Origin of the sequence: Streptomyces sp. NPDC017225 (assembly GCF_044331465.1) — a bacterium.
Classification (GTDB): Bacteria; Actinomycetota; Actinomycetes; order Streptomycetales; family Streptomycetaceae; genus Streptomyces.
This window is the reverse complement of sequence record NZ_JBIRNE010000002.1, coordinates 573,849-592,022: the sequence shown is the minus strand read 5'-3', so window position 1 is coordinate 592,022 and position 18,174 is coordinate 573,849. Positions and strand designations below refer to the sequence as shown.

Genomic DNA, 18,174 nt, shown 5'->3' with positions numbered 1-18,174 from the left:
CGGCTCTCCCCAACCCGCCAGGAGCAGATGTGTCCACAGCACTCCCGTACCGCAGACCATCCGGCCGCCGCGCCCTCCCCCTGCTCGCCCTCGGCGCGCTGGTGGCGTCGTCGCTCGCCCTGGCCGCCCCGCCCGCCGAGGCCGCGGAGACCCTGCTCTCCCAGGGCAGACCCGCCACCGCCTCGTCCCAGGAAGGCGACGGATACGCCCCCTCGGCGGCCGTCGACGGCAACCTCACCGGCTCCCGCTGGGCCAGCCGGTGGAGCGACTCGCAGTGGCTCCAGGTCGACCTCGGACAACGGTCAGACCTCAGCCGTGTCGTGCTGACGTGGGAGGGCGCGTACGGCAAGAGCTATCAGATCCAGGCGTCCGACAACGGCACGGACTGGCGGACCCTTCAGACCGTGACCGGCGGTGACGGCGGCACGGACGAGGTCGCCGTCTCCGGCTCCGGCCGCTACGTCCGCATGCTGGGCACCGAGCGGTCCGGCGGTTACGGATACTCCCTGTGGGAGTTCCAGGTGTACGGAACCACGGACGCCACCCTGCCCACCGCGGGAGCCGTCGAGGTCACCGGCTCCCAGGGGGACTGGCAACTGACCGTCGGCGGCCAGCCGTACACCGTCAAGGGTCTGACCTGGGGCCCCTCCATCGCGGACGCCCCGAAGTACATGCCCGACGTCAAGTCCATGGGTGTCAACACGATCCGCACCTGGGGCACCGACGGCGGCACCAAGCCACTGCTCGACAGCGCCGCCGCGCACGGCATCCGCGTCGTCAACGGCTTCTGGCTGCAGCCCGGCGGCGGTCCCGGCTCCGGCGGCTGCGTCGACTACGTCACCGACACCACGTACAAGAACAACATGCTCACCGAGTTCGCCAAGTGGGTGGAGGCCTACAAGAGCCACCCGGCGACCCTCATGTGGAACGTCGGCAACGAGTCGGTCCTCGGTCTGCAGAACTGCTACAGCGGGGCGGAGTTGGAGACGCAGCGCAACGCCTACACCGGTTTCGTCAACGACGTCGCCAAGAAGATCCACAGCATCGACCCCGACCACCCCGTCACCTCCACCGACGCCTGGACGGGAGCCTGGCCGTACTACAAGCGCAACGCGCCCGACCTCGACCTGTACTCGATGAACTCCTACGGCGACATCTGCGGCGTCCAGGAGGACTGGGAGGAGGGCGGCTACACCAAGCCGTACATCATCACCGAGGGCGGTCCGGCCGGTGAGTGGGAGGTGCCCGACGACGCCAACGGCGTCCCCGACGAGCCGACCGACGTGCAGAAGGCCGAGGGGTACGCCAAGGCCTGGGACTGCGTCACCGGCCACGAGGGCGTCGCGCTGGGCGCCACCCTCTTCCACTACGGCGTCGAGCACGACTTCGGCGGCATCTGGTTCAACCTGGTGCCCGACGGGCTGAAGAGGCTGTCCTACTACGCCGTCAAGAAGGCGTACAGCGGATCGACCAGCGGTGACAACACCCCGCCCGTCATCACGGACATGGCCGTCGACCCCGCCTCGTCGGCCGCGGCGGGCGAGGAGTTCACCGTCCGGGCGGACGTGCGCGACCCCGACGGCGACCCGATCACGTACAAGGTCTTCCTCAGCGGCAACTACGCGAGCGGCGACAAGCGCCTGGTGGAGGCCGAGTGGCGATCCGCCGGCAACGGCACCTTCGCCGTGACGGCCCCGGAGAAGCTCGGCGTGTGGAAGGTGTACATCCAGGCCGAGGACGGCCGCGGCAACGCCGGCATCGAGACCAAGTCGGTGAAGGTCGTCGCCCCGCCGGTCACCGGCACGAACGTGGCGCTGAACAAGCCCACCACCGCGTCCTCCTTCCAGCCGTCGTACGGCGACTGCCCGTGCGAGCCCACCAAGGCGACGGACGGCAGGACGGACACGCGCTGGGCCAGCGACTGGAGCGACCCGCAGTGGATCCAGGTCGACCTCGGCACCGCCACGCCCATCCGCGAGCTCCAGCTCGTCTGGGACCCCGCCTACGCCAAGTCCTACGAGGTCCAGGTCTCGGACGACGGCACCACCTGGCGCACGGTCCACACCACGAGTGCCGGCAACGGTGACATCGACACCATCGACGTCACGGAGACCGCACGGCACGTGCGACTGCACCTGACGGGGCGTGGCACCGGCTGGGGCTACTCGCTGCACGAGTTCGGCATCTACAGCTGACGGCGAAGGGCGTCCGGCGGCGCCCTTCGCACCACCCCCACTCGGCACCTCGGCGGGCAGGAGGCCCCATGAGACCACGTTCGAAACTCCCCGCGCTGTTACTCGGCAGCGCCCTGATCGCAAGTGTGCTCGGTGTCGGCACCGTCGCCACGGCGGCCGACCCGGCCGCCCCGGCCGGCGCTCACGCCGGGCACACCACGGCGGCGTCGACCCGGGCGTCCGCCGACGATCCCGACGGCGACGGGTACATCCCGGCCGTTCCCCCGGTGACCGGGGTGACCCCGTCCGAGGCCACCCCTCCCCCGCGCTACCACAAGGAGTTCCAGGCCGACTGCGCCGTCACGCACACCGCGCCGGACGACCCGATCGTGTACCCGGGGCAGCCGGGCAGGTCCCACGACCACACCTTCATGGGCAACACGTCGACGAACGCCGGCAGCACGACGGCGAGCCTCTACGGCGGCGACACCACCTGTCTCGCACCGGCCGACGCCTCCGCGTACTGGATGCCGTCCCTGTACAAGGGGGACGAGAAGATCCTCCCCGTCGGCCCGCAGGTCATCTACTACAAGGCCGGTGTCACCGACTACACCAGTGTGCGGCCCTTCCCCAAGGGACTGCGGTACGTCGTCGGCGACCCCATGCAGAGCGCCCAGGAGTTCCGCGGCCACAAGGGCTTCGTGGAGGGCTGGGAGTGCGGTGACAGCTTCTTCAACGTCGACTTCCCGGCGAGCTGCCCGGGCCGGCCCGACGTCCAGCTCAACCTCCGCTTCCAGGCACCCAGTTGCTGGGACGGCAAGCACCTCGACACCCCCGACCACAAGAGCCACATGGCCTACCCGGTCGTCAAACCCGGCACCAACGACAACATGTGCCCGGCCTCCCACCCGGTCGCCCTGCCGATGATCGAGTTCAAGATGGCCTTCCCGGTCAACGGCGACATGAGCGACGTCCGCCTGGCCAGTGGACGCGGCTACTCCTTCCACTACGACTTCTTCAACGCCTGGGAGGAGCGGACCCTCAAGGCACTGGTCGACCACTGCATCGTGGGCGGCCTCCAGTGCGACACCCGCGGTTACGACCAGAACCACCCGGAGCGCGGCGCGGTGCTGAACGCGGACCACCGTCTGCCCTGACCCGTCCGGTTCCCAGGGGCCCGACCACCCGCTCGGCGCGGGTGCCGTCGGGCCCCTTCCGCTGCCCGCGTGCCTGCGTCCGCCGCCGGTCCGGGGAGGGCTTGACGAAAGGGAGGAGCTCGTCGAATGGTTGGGAGAGCGCTCTCCCAGTCCGGCGGGGGCGGGAAGTGGGGCGGGGAATGGACGACGAGACACTCGACCGGCTCATCGGCGGGCTGAGCCTCGAACAGAAGGTGCGCCTGCTCACCGGCGCGACGACCTGGCGCACCGCCGGTGAGCCCGGGATCGGACTGCGGGAGATGGTGACCTCGGACGGGCCCGCCGGGGTGCGTGGCGAGGCATGGGACGATCGGCGCGCTTCGGTCCTGCTGCCCTCCGCCTCCGCGCTGGGCGCCATGTGGGACGAGGAACTGGTGGAGCGGCTCGGGGGCCTGCTCGCCACCGAGGCCCTCCGCAGGGGCGTCGACGTGGTGCTGGCCCCCACGCTCAACCTCCACCGGAGTCCGCTGGGCGGCCGGCACTTCGAGTGCTTCTCCGAGGACCCGGAACTGACCGGCCGTACCGGGGCCGCGCTGATCCGGGGCGTCCAGGCCCTCGGGGTGGCGGCCACCGCCAAGCACTACGTCGGCAACGACTCCGAGACCGACCGGCTGACCGTCGACGTCCGGGTGTCCGAGCGCACCCTGCGAGAGGTGTACCTCGCGCCCTTCGAGGCGGCCGTCGAGGCCGGGGTGTGGCTCGTGATGGCGGGCTACAACGCCGTCGGCGGTACGACCATGACGGCCAGCCCGCTCCTGGCGGAACCCCTCAAGGGGGAATGGGGGTTCGACGGAGTCGCCGTCTCCGACTGGGCGGCCGTGCGCACCACCGGGGAGACCGGTCGCGCCGCCCTCGACCTGGCGATGCCGGGCCCGGACGGTTTCTGGGGCGGGGCGCTGGTGCGGGCGGTGAAGGACGGCCTGGTCCGTGAGGGGGCGGTCGACGACAAGGTGCGCCGGCTGCTCCGCCTCGCCGGCCGCGTGGGCGCGCTGGGACCGCTTCGCCCGCGCCGGGCACCGGCGACGGCGTCCCGCGGCACCCGGGCGCTGCTGCGTCGCGCCGTCGGCGCCGGTTCGGTTCTGCTGCGCAACAGCGCCGTCCTGCCGCTCGACCCCGCCGGGCTGTCCACCGTCGCGGTGGTCGGCGCGCACGCCGCGTCGCCGCGCGTCCAGGGAGGCGGCAGCGCGGGCGTCTTCTGCTCCGACGTGGTCACCCCGCTGGCGGGCGTCCGCTCCCGGCTGCGAGGACGCGCCCGGGTGGTGTACGAGCCCGGTCCGTCACCAGGGGCGCCGCCGGCCCCCCTCGGCACGGACCGGTGCACCGACCCGGTCTCGGGCGCCCCCGGCGTACGCCTGCGAGTGCTGGACGCGGCGGGGCGGGAGCTGTACGCGGAGCACCGGCTCTCGGGCCGGCAGCTGGAGCCGGAGCTGCCTCCCGGCGCCCGCACGGTGGAGATCTGCGCCGTGCTGCGCGCCCGTCGGCCGGGCGAGTGGACGTTCGGTGTCGGGGGCTTCGGACGCATGACGCTCACCGTCGACGACCGCACGCTCCTGGACGGGGAGTTCCCCGGTGACACGGACGACCCGGCCGTCATCCACGTCAGCCCGCCCCTGCACACGGCACGGACGGTACTGGCCGCCGGGCGTCCCGTACACGTGGTGGCCCGACGCGAACTGGTGCCCGGACGGGGACGCGCCACCGTCGTCGCCGCTGCTCCGCCGGAACCCGATCCGGCGCTCGCGCTGGAGGACGCGGTGCGGGCGGCCCGGGACGCCGACGCGGCGATCGTGGTGGTCGGCACCACCGAGCACAGCGAGACCGAAGGGTACGACCGCGCCGGGCTGTCGCTCGGGGGGCACCAGGACGAACTGGTCCGCGCGGTGGCCGCCGCGAATCCGCGCACGGTCGTGGTCGTCAACAGCGGCGGTCCCGTCGAGCTGCCCTGGCGCCGGGAAGCGGGCGCCGTGCTGCTCACCTGGTTCCCGGGCCAGGAGGCCGGCGCGGGACTGGCCGACGTCCTGTTCGGCCTCACCGAACCCGGCGGCCGGCTCCCCACCACCTGGGCCGGATCCCTCTCGGACGCACCCGTCACCCGTACCCGGCCGGTCGACGGCCGGCTCGACTACGCCGAGGGACTGCACATCGGTCACCGGGCGTGGCTGCGGGCCGGAGGCGAGCCCGCCTACTGGTTCGGTCACGGACTCGGCTACACGACCTGGGAGTACACGGCCGTGGACGCTCCCGCGCACGTCACCGCGGGCGAGCCCTTCACGGTCCGGGTGACGGTACGCAACACGGGCACCCGCGCAGGGCGCGAGGTCGCGCAGGTCTACCTGGCCCGCCCCGGTTCGGCGGTGGAGCGTCCGGTGCGCTGGTTCGCCGGATACGCCGCTCTTCGGGCGGAAGCGGGCCGGACGGCGAGTGCCGAGGTGGTGGTGGGCCCGCGCGCCCTGCGGCACTGGTCGGAGACGAACCGCGGCTGGGCCACGGAGCCCGGTCCCTACCGGCTCATGGTGGGCAGGTCGGCGGGGGACACGCGGTGGGAGGGGAGGATCACGGTCGGCACCCCCTGACGGGTGGCGGGCGGTCCGGGCGGCGCGTGCGCCGGAGCCGCGGCACCGGGCCGGGACCCGCGCGCTCGCTGCGGGGGGCTTCCCGGGCACCGCGCTCCCGGCCGATGTCCGGGCACCACGCGGCCCGCGGTGGTGGCCGACCGCGCACGGGCCCGGGCTCGACGCGTACACCGGGTCCCCCGCTCGAAGCGGCGGCAGACCTGGGAGACTGCCGGTCCGGCTGCCCGGAGAGCTCCGCCGAGGCCCGCGGGCACCGCTCACCGCACCGAGCGTTCCCGCAGAGCCGTCCGCCACGCCGGATCCGGCTCCACCGCTTCGGCCTCCTCCGGCCGGCCGCCGCGCGCGAAGAAGCCGGCGAGCGGCAGCACCGCGGCGCCCACGGTGACGGCGTCCGGCCCCAGGGTGCCGAGGTCGATGCGGACCCGGGCGGCGGGGTGGGCGAGGGCGTACGAGGTGGCGTGGGCCGTCACCGAGTCCAGGAAGCGCCGGCCGAGCTGCAGTCCGGCCCAGCCGCCGACCAGGATGCGTTCGGGCTGGAAGAGGTTGATCAGGTCGGAGAACCCGGCGCCGAGATACTCGGCGGTCTCGTCGAGGACGGCAAGGGCCGTGGCATCGGGTTTTGGGCCGGTCCCTGTCGGGTCAGGTTCCGGGTACGCGGCCGCGAGCATCGCGGTGAGCGCCGTCTCCTCGTCCGCGCCCGCGGGCGGGCGTCCGCCCGCCTCCGCCCAGCGTTGGAGCAGCGCCTCGGCGCCCGCGTACGCCTCCAGACAGCCGAGGGCACCGCAGCGGCACCGGCGCCCGCGTACCCGCACCGTCAGGTGTCCCCACTCCACCGCCCGGGCCGGACCCATGTCGTCACCGACGACGCAGGCGCCGACGCCGGAGCCGAAGAGCACCACCGCCACGTTCTGCGCGCCCCGGCCGGCGCCGAACCACATCTCCGCCTGGCCGAGCGTCTTGGCGCCGTTGTCGATGTGGTACGGCACGGTCTCGGGCAGGATCCGGGACTCACGCAGCAGCCGCTCCAGGGGAACGGCGTCCCAGCCGATCGTCTGGCCGTGCACGACGGCGCCGGTCTCCGGGGCCCTGGCGACGATGCCCGGCACTCCGATGCCGACGCCGAGCAGCCGCTCCGCCGCGATGCCGGCCTCGTCCAGCACCTCGCGGATGCCCTCGCGCAGGTGTGTCACGACGACGCCGACGTCGTAGCGGTCGAGGCGGCTCGGACCGTCGGTCTCCAGCGGTTTCTCGGCTCGTGCCAGCTCGGTGAGGGCGAGGTCGAAGAGTTCGATCCGCACCCGGGTCTCGCCGATGTCGACGCCGATCATGTAGCCGCTCCCCGCGCTGACGCGCAGCAGTGTGCGGGGCCGGCCACCTGCCGAGTCGACGCTGCCCGCCTCCTCCACCAGTCCTTCGGCGACCAGTTCGGAGACCACGTTGCTCACCGAGCCCGAACTCAGCCCGGTGGCCGGCCCCAGGGAGAACCGGCTGAGCGGTCCGTCGAAATACAACCGTTGCAATACCGCGGTGCGATTCTCCCGCCGCAGGTCACGCACTGTACGGCCACTGCGCACTTTCACCCTGTCCCCTCGCTCCGAAGTCGTCACCGCAACTTACCTGTGGCCGAGCTCTTGACGCGCTCTTCCACCTGAAGCTTAACTCACATCCTAAATTAAGCCGTGGAGGTTTCGGGGGCGGCAGAGCGCTGCCCGGGCCCGTCTCCACGAGCGATCTCGTCACCTCCCGGAAGGCCTCTGGAGTCATGCGCAGAAGCAGAACCGCAGCCGTCGGCGCCGTCACCCTCTCGTTCGCCCTCACCCTGGCGGCCTGCGGTGGGGGGTCGACCGGCACCGAAGGTTCCAACGAGCAGCCGAAGACCCTTACTTACTGGGCCTCGAACCAGGGCGCGAACCTGGAGGTGGACAAGAAGGTCCTCCAGCCGGAGCTCGACAAGTTCGAGAAGGAGACGGGCATCGAGGTGAAGCTGGAGGTGGTGCCCTGGGGGGACCTCCTCAACCGCATCCTCACCGCCACCACCTCCGGTCAGGGCCCGGACGTCCTCAACATCGGCAACACCTGGAGCGCGTCGCTCCAGTCCGGCGGCGCCCTGCTGCCCTGGGACACGAAGAACTTCGAGACGATCGGCGGCAGGGACCGCTTCGTGGAGTCCGCGCTCGGCTCCACCGGCGTCCCGGGCCAGGACCCGGCCGCCGTGCCGCTGTACTCCATGGCCTACGCGCTCTACTACAACAAGAAGATGTTCGCCGACGCCGGCATCGAGAAGCCGCCGGCGACCTGGGAGGAGCTGGCCGAGACCGGCAAGAAGCTCTCCAAGGACGGCAAGTGGGGGCTGGGCGCCGAGGGCTCCAACCTGTCGAACAACATCCACCAGGTCTTCGTCCTGGCCAAGCAGCACGGCGCGGACTTCTTCACCGCCGACGGCAAGGCCGACTTCACCTCCGACGGCGCGGTGGCGGCGGTGAAGCAGTACGTCGACCTGATGGCCAAGGACAAGATCGTCGCGCCGGGCAACGCCGAGTACGCGCAGAACCAGTCCCTGAGCGACTTCGCCAAGGACAAGACGGCCATGGTGCTGTGGCAGACGGCGTCGGCCACCTTCAAGTCGCAGGGCATGGACGAGGACGAGTGGGGCGTCGCACCCGCCCCCGTGCAGTCCGGCGAGCCCGGCCCGGGCAAGGCCACCAACTCCATGGTCGCCGGCATCAACCTGGCCGTCTTCAAGAACACCAAGAACATCGACGGCGCCAAGAAGTTCGTGAAGTTCATGACCAGTGACGAGGAGCAGGTCATCCTGAACGAGGCGTACGGTTCCATCCCGCCGGTCAAGGCCGCCCAGCAGGACCCGGCCTTCAGCACCCCGGCGCTCTCCGTGCTCAGGGACACCCTCGCCACCAGCGCCACGGCGCTGCCGCAGGTCCCCGAGGAGTCGCAGTTCGAGACCGTCGTCGGCACCGCCGTCAAGGAGCTCTTCGTCGACGCCGCCGCCGGCCGTGCGGTGACCACCGAGTCAGTGCGGGCGGGGCTCGAGAAGGCCCAGCAGCAGATGCCCAAGAAGTGAGCGCGGACACCGCCATGACCACCACCGCTGCCCTGAAGGCAGGCGAGCGGACGGCACGGAAGAACGACCCCGGGGCGACACCGCGCGGGCGCCGCCCCGGGCGGCTGCGCCGCGTCGGGCTGCCGTACCTGCTGCTGCTCCCCGCACTGCTGCTCGAACTGCTGGTCCACCTCGTGCCGATGGTGATCGGCATCGTCGTCAGCTTCAAGGAGCTGACCCAGTTCTACATCCGCGACTGGGGCACCGCCCCCTGGGCCGGCCTCGACAACTACTCCCTGGCAGTCGACTTCGACGCCCCCGTGGGCGAGGCGCTGCTGAGTTCGTTCCTCACCACCTGCCTGTTCACCGTGCTCTCGGTCGGCCTGTGCTGGCTGCTCGGCGTGGCCGCGGCGATCTTCATGCAGGAGACCTTCCGCGGCCGGGGCGTCCTGCGCACGCTCTTCCTCGTCCCGTACGCACTGCCCGTCTACGCCGCCGTCATCACCTGGTCGTTCATGTTCCAGCGGGACAACGGCCTGGTGAACCACGTGCTGCACGACCAACTGGGCCTCACCGGCAGCCCCCCGTTCTGGCTGATCGGCGACAACAGCTTCATCGCCCTGCTCGTCGTCTCGGTGTGGAAGGGCTGGCCCTTCGCCTTCCTCATCATCATGGCCGGGCTCCAGAACATCCCGAAGGACATCTACGAGGCCGCCGCCCTCGACGGCGCCGGCGTCTGGCAGCAGGTCCGCCGCATCACCCTGCCGGCCCTGCGCCCCGTCAACCAGGTCCTCGTCCTGGTGCTGTTCCTGTGGACCTTCAACGACTTCAACACCCCGTTCGTCCTGTTCGGCAAGGCGGCACCGGAAGCCGCGGACCTGATCTCGATCCACATCTACCAGTCCTCGTTCCAGACCTGGAACTTCGGGACGGGCTCCGCGATGTCGGTGCTGCTGCTCCTGTTCCTTCTCGTGGTGACGGGCGTCTACCTCTGGTTCACCACCCGAGGAAGGAAGGCCACCGATGCCTAGCCCAGCCCTCCGCCGGCCCCGCTCCCCGATGGCCGCCCCGCGGTCCTTCCTGTGGAGCCGGCGGATCTTCCTGACCCTCCTCACCGTCTTCGTGCTGCTGCCGGTGTACGTGATGATCTCCAGCTCGCTCAAACCGCTGGAGGACGTGTCGGGGAAGTTCGCGTGGATCCCCTCGGGCCTCACCGTCCGCCCGTACTTCGACATCTGGGACACGGTCCCGCTGGCCGACTACTTCATGAACTCGCTGATCGTGGCCGGTGCGGCGACCGTCTGCTCCGTCACCATCGCCGTGTTCGCGGCCTACGCGGTCAGCCGCTACTCCTTCCGCGGCAAGCGCCTCTTCACGGTGACGGTGCTGTCGACCCAGATGTTCCCCGGCATCCTGTTCCTGCTGCCGCTGTTCCTCATCTACGTCAACATCGGCAACGCCACCGGCATCGCGCTCTTCGGCTCCCGCTTCGGCCTGATCCTCACGTACCTCACCTTCTCGCTGCCCTTCTCCATCTGGATGCTGATCGGATACTTCGACTCGGTGCCCAGAGACCTCGACGAGGCCGCCAAGGTGGACGGCTGCGGGCCGCTCGGCGCCCTGTTCCGGGTCATCGTGCCCGCCGCGATCCCCGGCATCGTCGCCGTCGCCGTCTACGCGTTCATGACCGCCTGGGGCGAGGTGCTCTTCGCCTCCGTCATGACCAACGAGACCACCCGCACCCTCGCCGTCGGCCTGCAGGGCTACTCCACCCAGAACGACGTGTACTGGAACCAGATCATGGCCGCCTCACTCGTCGTCAGCCTGCCCGTCGTCGCCGGCTTCCTGCTCCTCCAGCGCTACCTCGTCACCGGCCTCACCGCCGGCGCCGTCAAGTAGCCGCCGGCTCACCACCGGCATCCCTTTCCCGCCCACCCCAGAGAGGCTCTCTGTGTCCGAATCGCTCGACCTCGCCGCCTTCCCCGCCGACTTCACCTGGGGCACGGCCACCTCCGCCTACCAGATCGAGGGCGCCGCCACGGAGGACGGCCGGGCACCGTCGATCTGGGACACCTTCTCCCACACCCCGGGCAAGGTCGCGGGCGACGACCACGGCGACGTGGCCTGCGACCACTACCACCGGTGGCCCGAGGACATCGCCCTGATGAAGCGGATGGGCACCGACGCCTACCGCATGTCCATCGCCTGGCCCCGCGTGATGCCCGCCGGTGACGGACCGGTCAACGCGGCCGGCCTCGACTTCTACGACCGCCTCGTCGACGCCCTCCTCGACGCCGGCATCACCCCCAACATCACCCTCTACCACTGGGACCTCCCCCAAGCCCTCCAGGACCGTGGCGGCTGGACCGTACGGGACACCGCAGAGCACCTCGCCGACTACGCGTCCGTCGTCGCCGCCCGGCTCGGCGACCGCGTCACCCGGTGGGCCACTCTCAACGAACCCCTCTGCTCCGCCTGGATCGGCCACCTGGAGGGCCGGATGGCACCCGGCCTGACCGACCTGACCGCCGCCGTGCACGCCTCGTACCACCTGCTGCTCGCCCACGGCCTCGCCACCCGGGCGGTCCGCGCGGCGGTCCCGGGGGCGCGGGTCGGCCTCGTCACCAACCACTCCCCCGTCGAGGCCGCGTCGACCCGCCCGGAGGACATCGCGGCGGCGACCCGCATGGACGGCCACACCAACCGCTGGTGGCTCGACCCGGTCTACGGCCGCGGCTTCCCCGCCGACATGCGCGAGCTGTACGGCGTGGACCTGCCGGAGCGCGCGGGCGACCTGAACACGATCGCCTCGCACCTCGACTGGCACGGCCTCAACTACTACTTCCCGGCGACCGTCGCCGACGACCCCCGGGGCCCCGTCCCCTACGCCCGTGAGGTCCGGCTGCCCGACGTGCCGCGCACCGGCATGGACTGGCAGATGGACGCCGGGGGCCTGGAGGCCCTGCTGCTGCGCCTGACCGACGACTACCAAGTCCGCGAGCTGTACGTCACCGAGAACGGCTCCGCCTTCCCGGACACCGTCTCCCCCGACGGCTCCGTCCACGATCCCGACCGGGCACGCTACCTGGAACAGCACGTGAACGCCTGCGCCCGGGCCATCCGCAAGGGCGCGCCGCTGGCCGGCTACTACGCCTGGTCCCTGCTCGACAACTTCGAATGGGCCTACGGCTACGACAAGCGCTTCGGCCTCGTCCACGTCGACTACGCGACACAGACCCGTACCGTCAAGACGAGCGGTCTGCGGTACGCGGAGATCATCCGTGCCCACCGGGAGTCCCACGCCTGACCGTGCCGGCTTCGGGCGCCCCGCCGCCGGCTGCCACGAGGCACGCCCGGCGGCGGGGCACGCCCGGTGCTGTCCGGCCGGCGCGGGACGCGCCGGATCAGGCGGACTCGCGTACGACCAGTTCCGGTTCGAAGACGAGGGTGCGCGGCTCGGTAAGGGTGTCCTGCACCTGCTCGCCGAGCATCCTGGCCATGGCCGCCGCCATGTCCTCCACCGGCTGGCGCACGGTGGTCAGCGGCGGCCGGCATGTCACCGCGATGCTCGAATCGTCGAACCCGACGACGGCGACGTCCTCCGGTATGCGCCTGCCCAGTTCCCGCAGGACCTGGCAGGCACCCTGGGCCATCAGGTCGTTGGCCGCGAACACGCCGTCGACATCGGGGTGGTCGTGCAGCAGTGCGGCCATGGCCGCCGCCCCGCTGTCCAGTGTGAAGACGCCCTCGGCCACGGGAGGGCTGTCATGCCCCGCGCGGGCCAGGGCGTCGCGGAATCCGGCGAGGCGTTCCCGGCCGGCCCTGAGATCCGGCGGAGCGCCGATCACCGCGATGCGGCGGCAGCCGCGAGCCAGCAGGTGCTGTCCGGCCAGGCGTCCCCCCGCACAGTGGTCCAGATCGACGCAACCGACCGGTGTCGCCCGGGCGGGACGTGCGAACAGCACCGTGGGGACGCGGGCGGAGAGGAGCATGTCCGGCAGAGGGTCGTCCGGTTGCACGGAGACCACCAGCGCGCCGTCCGTACTGCCCTGCCCCACGTAGTCGACCACCTGCTTCCGCGCCGCCTCGGACTCGGCGAACAGCAGAACCGGCTGCGTCGCGTGTGCCCGGAGGTACCCCACGACTCCGTTGACGACACGGCCGAAGAACGGGTCGGCGAACACGCGGCCGGCGAAGGCGTCGCCCGCGCCGGAGACGATGAGGGCGACGGCTCCGGTGCGTCGGGTGACCAGCGCCCGCGCCGCCCGGTTCGGCGTGTAGCCCGTCCGCTCGATCGCGCTGCGGACCAGGTCCTGGATGCTCGGATCGACGTTGCGTACGCCGTTCACGACCCGCGACACGGTGGCGCGGGAGACCCCCGCCTCCCGCGCGACATCCTCCAGCGTCGGGGCCTGCCTGTTCATGGGGGAACTCTAACCGCCGGGCACTCTCACGGGCACAGGGACGGCAGCCCGTCCTGCGGCGTACGGAGGCGGCGACCCGTCCGAGCAACGGTCCGTCCGGGCGAACGCGTCGCCCGAGCCCCGGACCCACGGCGGCTGAGGCGGGGCCGGTTGCGGTCTCTCACTCCCGTGACCCGTCGCGCGACGGCTCCGAGCCGATCGACCCCAAAGGCCAGAGTTCGACGGAGCGTAGTCACTACCGACCCAGCGCTGGCTCCACCACCGCACCCGTGCCGGGCACGGACACACCCACCCGCGTCCCCCTCACAGGCGGCAGGCGGGGCATCGCGGGCGGCGGCAGCGCAGGGAGCCGAGTCGCCCGGGGACACGGACGCATCGGGGGTGACTCGAAGCGCTCGATGTGGGAACCGGTAGGGGAGCCCTGACGCACGAGGGGAGTCCGGGTGCCTGGACGCCCGGATCCCTCACCGGAAAAGAGACCACGATGGCGCACGAAGACGACGCCCAGCGGGCCGTGCCGCACACGCCGGGGACGCGCACCGACGGTGACGGGGTCACGCGCCGTCGCCCGCTGCGCGAGCGGCACGTCGAGGAGACGGTCGAGGTCGCGGTGCCGGTGCGGACGGCGTACAACCAGTGGACGCAGTTCAAGGCCTTCCCGCGGTTCTCGGCCGTGGTGCGTGGCGTCGAGCAGGTCAGGCCCACCGTGACCGTCTGGACCATCGGCTACGGTCCCCTGCGCCACCGCTTCGCGGTCGAGACCGTGGAGCAGGATCCCGACGCCTACCTGGCCTGGCGCGGTCTGGAACAGAGCCCTCGCCACCAGGGCGAGGTCGAGTTCCGGCCGACGGAATCCGGCGGCACCGCGATCACTGTCCGGATGTTCCTGGAACCGCGGGGAGCCGCGAGGATCCTCACCCGTTCGTCCAGGGCCGCCCGGCTCACCGCCCGGCCGGTGCGCGGCGAGCTCACGAGGTTCAAGCGGTTCATCGAGGGGCTGGGCCAGGAGGGCGGCGCCTGGCGCGGCACGATCCGCAACGGCCGCGTGCAACACGATCGACCGGAGCCGCCCAGGAGCCGCGTGGCCCAGTGGCCCGTCGGCTGACCGGTGTGCCGGACACGGCGAGAGAAAGGCGAACCCATGCAGAACCCGGCCGGCGAGGAGTCGGAGACCAGACTCTCCGTGACACCGCCGAAGAAGTGGGCCGCGGGAGTACCCGCGGTCGTGCACGCGCTGGAGTACTCCCTGGAGCAGACGTCCCCGCGCAAGACCGGGGTGGACCTGCTGACCATGAACCAGGTGGGCGGGATCGACTGCCCCGGCTGTGCGTGGGCGGACCCGGCCCCGGGCCGGCGCCATCGCAACGAGTACTGCGAGAACGGCGCCAAGCACATCAACGACGAGGCCACCACGCGCCGGGTCACCGCCGACTTCTTCCGTGAGCACAGCGTCGCCGACCTCGCCGGCCGCTCCGACATGTGGCTCAACCAGCAGGGCCGGCTCACGGAGCCGATGGTCAAACGGCCCGGCTCCGCGCACTACGAGCCCCTCAGCTGGAACGACGCCCTGGGCGTCCTCGCGCAGGAACTGAAGACGCTGGCCACCCCCGACGAGGCCGTCTTCTACACCTCGGGCCGCGCCAGCAACGAGGCCGCCTTCGTCCTGCAGCTGTTCGCCCGCGCCTTCGGCACCAACAACCTGCCCGACTGCAGCAACATGTGCCACGAGTCCAGCGGCTTCGCCCTGAGCGAGACCCTGGGAACCGGCAAGGGCACCGTCAGTCTCGACGACCTCCACCACGCCGATCTGATCTTCCTGGTCGGGCAGAACCCGGGCAGCAACCACCCGCGGCAGCTGTCCGCCCTGGAGAAGGCCAAGCGGGGCGGCGGCCGGATCGTGGCGGTCAACCCGCTGCCGGAGGCCGGGCTGCGGCGCTTCAAGAACCCGCAGAAGCCGCGCGGAGTCGTCGGACGCGGCACTCAGCTCGCCGACCGCTTCCTGCACATCAAGCCCGGCGGCGACCTCGCCCTGTTCCAGGCACTCAACCGTCTGCTGCTGGAGGCCGAGGACGCCCGGCCCGGCACCGTCCTGGACCACGACTTCATCAAGGCCCACACCACCGGTTTCGAGGAGTTCGCCCGGCACGCCCGCACGGTGGACTGGGACGACGTGCGGGCGGCGACGGGACTGACCCGCGAGGAGATCGAGAAGGTCCGCGACGAGGTCCTCAGGAGCGAACGCGTCGTCGTCTGCTGGGCGATGGGCATCACCCAGCACAAGCACGGCGTGCCCACCATCCGGGAGATCGTCAACTTCCTGATGCTGCGCGGCAACCTGGGGCGCGCCGGCACGGGCGCCTGCCCGGTGCGCGGCCACAGCAACGTCCAGGGCGACCGCACCATGGGGATCTGGGAGCAGATGCCGGACACCTTCCTCGACGCCCTGCGGAAGGAGTTCGGCTTCGACCCGCCGCGTCCGCACGGCTTGGACTCGGTGAACTCGATCAGGGCGATGCGCGAGGGGCGCGTCAAGGTGTTCCTCGCCCTGGCCGGCAACTTCGTGCGCGCCGCTCCCGACAGCGAGGTCACCGAGGAGGCGATGCGCTCGTGCCGGCTGACCGCGCACATCTCCACCAAGCTCAACCGCTCGCACACCGTCTGCGGAGACACCGCGCTGATCCTGCCGACTCTGGGGCGCACCGAGCGTGACGTCCAGGCCGACGGCGAGCAGTTCGTCACTGTCGAGAACTCCATGAGCGAGGTGCACACCTCCCAGGGCCGCCTGGAACCGGCCTCCTGCACGCTGCTGAGCGAGATCGCGATCCTGTGCCGGCTCGCCCGGCTCACCCTGGACGGCAGGGTGGACATCCCCTGGGACACCTTCGAGGGCGACTACGGCACCATCCGCGACCGCATCTCCCGCGTCGTGCCGGGCTTCCACGACTTCAACGCACGGGTGACCCGGCCCGGAGGCTTCCAACTCCCCAACCCGGTCAACGAGGGCGTCTTCAACAACGCGGTCGGCAAAGCCCTGTTCACTCGCAACGAGGGCGTGGTGCCCAGATCGCCCGAAGGCCATCTGCTGCTGCAGACGCTGCGCTCGCACGACCAGTGGAACACCGTCCCCTACACCAACGACGACCGCTACCGCGGCATCCACGGCAGTCGCCACGTCGTGCTCGTCAACCCGGCCGATCTGAGCGAACTCGGCCTCGCCCAGGGAGATCGCGTCGACCTGGTGAGCGTGTGGGCGGACGGCTCCGAGCGCCGGGCCGAGAACTTCGGGGTCGTTCCCTATCCGGTCGCCAAGGGCTCGGCCGCCGCCTACTACCCCGAGACGAACGTCCTGGTGCCGCTGGACAGTGTCGCCGACATCAGCAACCAGCCCACCTCGAAGGGCCTCGTCGTCCGCCTCGAACCCCTCCTCGACCGGACGCGGCCCACCCCCGCCTGACCCGGCGGACTTGCCTCCAGCACCTTGTGTGTCTCCACGTACGGTACGGATCGCGGACCAGGCAGAGGTCGACGTGGTCGAGGCCGAGCTTGTCCAGGGAGGCGTCGACCCGCACCCGCGCTCCAGCGGGACGAGCCGCGCGCCTTCCGCGCCGAGCACGGCACCGCCACGAACGCCCCGAGCGTCTGCCCCGTCCCTCGTGTCACGGGAACGGGTACTCGGGCGACTGCCGTACACCGGCATCGACGCGTGCATCGCGACATCGGCCTGCGTCGGTATCGGTGCACGTACAGCCGCACACCCTCGACGAGGAGGAAGCATCGTGCAGATCGACCTTTCCGGCCGCACCGCCCTGGTCACCGGCTCCACCCAGGGCATCGGACACGCCATCGCCGTCGGCCTCGCCCGCGCCGGTGCCCGGGTCGCCGTCAACGGCCGGAGCGCGGAGCGCGTCACGGACGCGATGGACCGGGTGCGTGCCGACTCCCACAGCGACGACGTCATCGCCGCCGTGGGCGACCTGGCGACCGAGGAGGGCGCCGCGTCCGTACTGGAGGCCGTCCCGACGGTCGACGTCCTGGTCAACAACCTGGGCATCTTCGGCTCCGCCGCCCCGCTGGAGATCGACGACGCCGAGTGGCGCCGCTACTTCGAGGTGAACGTCCTCTCCGCCATCCGGCTCATCCGCGCCTACCTGCCCGGCATGGCGGAAAGGGGCTGGGGCCGCGTCCTCAACCTCGCCAGCGACTCGGCCGTGGTCATCCCCGCCGAGATGATCCACTACGGCATGACCAAGACCTCGCTGCTCGCCGTCAGCCGCGGCTTCGCCAAGGAGGCGGCCGGCACGGGCGTGACCGTCAACTCCGTCATCGCCGGCCCGACGCACACCGGCGGCGTCGAGGACTTCGTCCGTGAGCTGGTCGGCGACGAGCCGCCCTGGGACGAGGCCCAGCGCGAGTTCATGATCAAGCACCGCCCGCAGTCCCTGATCCAGCGCCTCATCGAGCCCGAGGAGATCGCCCACATGGTCGTCTATCTCGCCTCGCCCCACGCGTCCGCGACCACCGGCGGCGCCCTGCGCGTCGACGGCGGCTACGTCGACTCGATCCTGCCCTGATCAGCCCGACGACCGCCGGGGGCTTCCGACTCCCGCCTGTGGCCGGGGCGTCCTTCGTCTGCGCCGAGGAGGCCCCGGCCACAGGCCGTTTCCCCGGCGCACGGCGCCATCACCCATACGTCGTCAGCCCGCGCTGACATGTAGCGGGTGCGCGCGAACGCCGCAAGGAGTCGATCAC

General features: G+C 71.4%; 12 protein-coding genes. 10 read left to right on the top strand and 2 right to left on the bottom strand.

Annotated features, from left to right (window positions below; translation table 11 throughout):
* Nucleotides 1–29 precede the first annotated feature (29 nt).
* From ACH4NX_RS06380 to ACH4NX_RS06370, 3 genes are all read left to right on the top strand, one after another.
* Entirely contained in the window at nucleotides 30–2,195 is a 2,166-nt protein-coding gene (locus ACH4NX_RS06380; protein WP_398126847.1) for a discoidin domain-containing protein, read from the top strand.
* 68 nt (nucleotides 2,196–2,263) lie between these two features.
* Entirely contained in the window at nucleotides 2,264–3,331 is a 1,068-nt protein-coding gene (locus ACH4NX_RS06375; protein ID WP_398126848.1) for a DUF1996 domain-containing protein, read from the top strand.
* 179 nt (nucleotides 3,332–3,510) lie between these two features.
* Nucleotides 3,511–5,943, top strand: a complete 2,433-nt coding sequence (locus ACH4NX_RS06370) for a glycoside hydrolase family 3 protein (protein WP_398126849.1) — start codon at nucleotides 3,511–3,513, stop codon at nucleotides 5,941–5,943.
* A gap of 257 nt (nucleotides 5,944–6,200) precedes the next feature.
* Here the strand turns inward: ACH4NX_RS06370 and ACH4NX_RS06365 are convergent, their stop codons facing one another.
* Nucleotides 6,201–7,523 (bottom strand): ROK family protein, encoded by a 1,323-nt coding sequence (locus tag ACH4NX_RS06365; RefSeq protein ID WP_351390867.1) that lies wholly within the window; start codon nucleotides 7,521–7,523, stop codon nucleotides 6,201–6,203.
* A 182-nt stretch (nucleotides 7,524–7,705) separates the two neighbouring features.
* Here ACH4NX_RS06365 and ACH4NX_RS06360 point away from each other — a divergent pair, with 182 nt between their 5' ends.
* Genes ACH4NX_RS06360 through ACH4NX_RS06345 form a run of 4 tightly spaced genes read left to right on the top strand, consistent with a single transcriptional unit; the run spans nucleotide 7,706 to nucleotide 12,308 of the window.
* Nucleotides 7,706–9,022, top strand: a complete 1,317-nt coding sequence (locus ACH4NX_RS06360) for a sugar ABC transporter substrate-binding protein (protein WP_351390870.1) — start codon at nucleotides 7,706–7,708, stop codon at nucleotides 9,020–9,022.
* Nucleotides 9,023–9,036: 14 nt separating this feature from the next.
* Complete coding sequence (locus ACH4NX_RS06355) at nucleotides 9,037–10,032, top strand: carbohydrate ABC transporter permease (RefSeq protein ID WP_398126850.1); 996 nt, start codon at nucleotides 9,037–9,039, stop codon at nucleotides 10,030–10,032.
* A 28-nt stretch (nucleotides 10,033–10,060) separates the two neighbouring features.
* A complete protein-coding gene (locus tag ACH4NX_RS06350; protein WP_351391330.1) occupies nucleotides 10,061–10,900 on the top strand; it encodes a carbohydrate ABC transporter permease in 840 nt (279 codons plus the stop codon).
* A 52-nt stretch (nucleotides 10,901–10,952) separates the two neighbouring features.
* Nucleotides 10,953–12,308, top strand: coding sequence for a GH1 family beta-glucosidase (locus ACH4NX_RS06345; RefSeq protein WP_398126851.1), 1,356 nt, complete (start codon nucleotides 10,953–10,955; stop codon nucleotides 12,306–12,308).
* A 97-nt stretch (nucleotides 12,309–12,405) separates the two neighbouring features.
* Here ACH4NX_RS06345 and ACH4NX_RS06340 read toward each other — a convergent pair whose 3' ends face one another.
* Nucleotides 12,406–13,425, bottom strand: a complete 1,020-nt coding sequence (locus ACH4NX_RS06340; protein ID WP_351390879.1) for a LacI family DNA-binding transcriptional regulator — start codon at nucleotides 13,423–13,425, stop codon at nucleotides 12,406–12,408.
* Between the two features lie 484 nt (nucleotides 13,426–13,909).
* Between ACH4NX_RS06340 and ACH4NX_RS06335 the strand changes: the two genes are divergently transcribed.
* From ACH4NX_RS06335 to ACH4NX_RS06325, 3 genes are all read left to right on the top strand, one after another.
* Complete coding sequence (locus tag ACH4NX_RS06335; protein WP_398126852.1) at nucleotides 13,910–14,530, top strand: SRPBCC family protein; 621 nt, start codon at nucleotides 13,910–13,912, stop codon at nucleotides 14,528–14,530.
* 36 nt (nucleotides 14,531–14,566) lie between these two features.
* Complete coding sequence (locus ACH4NX_RS06330) at nucleotides 14,567–16,879, top strand: FdhF/YdeP family oxidoreductase (RefSeq protein ID WP_398126853.1); 2,313 nt, start codon at nucleotides 14,567–14,569, stop codon at nucleotides 16,877–16,879.
* A 322-nt stretch (nucleotides 16,880–17,201) separates the two neighbouring features.
* Complete coding sequence (locus tag ACH4NX_RS06325) at nucleotides 17,202–17,996, top strand: SDR family oxidoreductase (RefSeq protein ID WP_351390887.1); 795 nt, start codon at nucleotides 17,202–17,204, stop codon at nucleotides 17,994–17,996.
* Nucleotides 17,997–18,174: the final 178 nt, after the last annotated feature.

What these genes read in the sequence shown, in the direction of transcription:
- ACH4NX_RS06375 (WP_398126848.1), top strand. Translation starts at nt 2,264, where the DNA reads ATGAGACCACGTTCGAAACTCCCCGCGCTGTTACTCGGCAGCGCCCTG.
- ACH4NX_RS06370 (WP_398126849.1), top strand. Translation starts at nt 3,511, where the DNA reads ATGGACGACGAGACACTCGACCGGCTCATCGGCGGGCTGAGCCTCGAA.
- ACH4NX_RS06360 (WP_351390870.1), top strand. Translation starts at nt 7,706, where the DNA reads ATGCGCAGAAGCAGAACCGCAGCCGTCGGCGCCGTCACCCTCTCGTTC.
- ACH4NX_RS06355 (WP_398126850.1), top strand. Translation starts at nt 9,037, where the DNA reads ATGACCACCACCGCTGCCCTGAAGGCAGGCGAGCGGACGGCACGGAAG.
- ACH4NX_RS06350 (WP_351391330.1), top strand. Translation starts at nt 10,061, where the DNA reads ATGGCCGCCCCGCGGTCCTTCCTGTGGAGCCGGCGGATCTTCCTGACC.
- ACH4NX_RS06340 (WP_351390879.1), bottom strand. Translation starts at nt 13,425, where the DNA reads ATGAACAGGCAGGCCCCGACGCTGGAGGATGTCGCGCGGGAGGCGGGG.
- ACH4NX_RS06335 (WP_398126852.1), top strand. Translation starts at nt 13,910, where the DNA reads ATGGCGCACGAAGACGACGCCCAGCGGGCCGTGCCGCACACGCCGGGG.
- ACH4NX_RS06330 (WP_398126853.1), top strand. Translation starts at nt 14,567, where the DNA reads ATGCAGAACCCGGCCGGCGAGGAGTCGGAGACCAGACTCTCCGTGACA.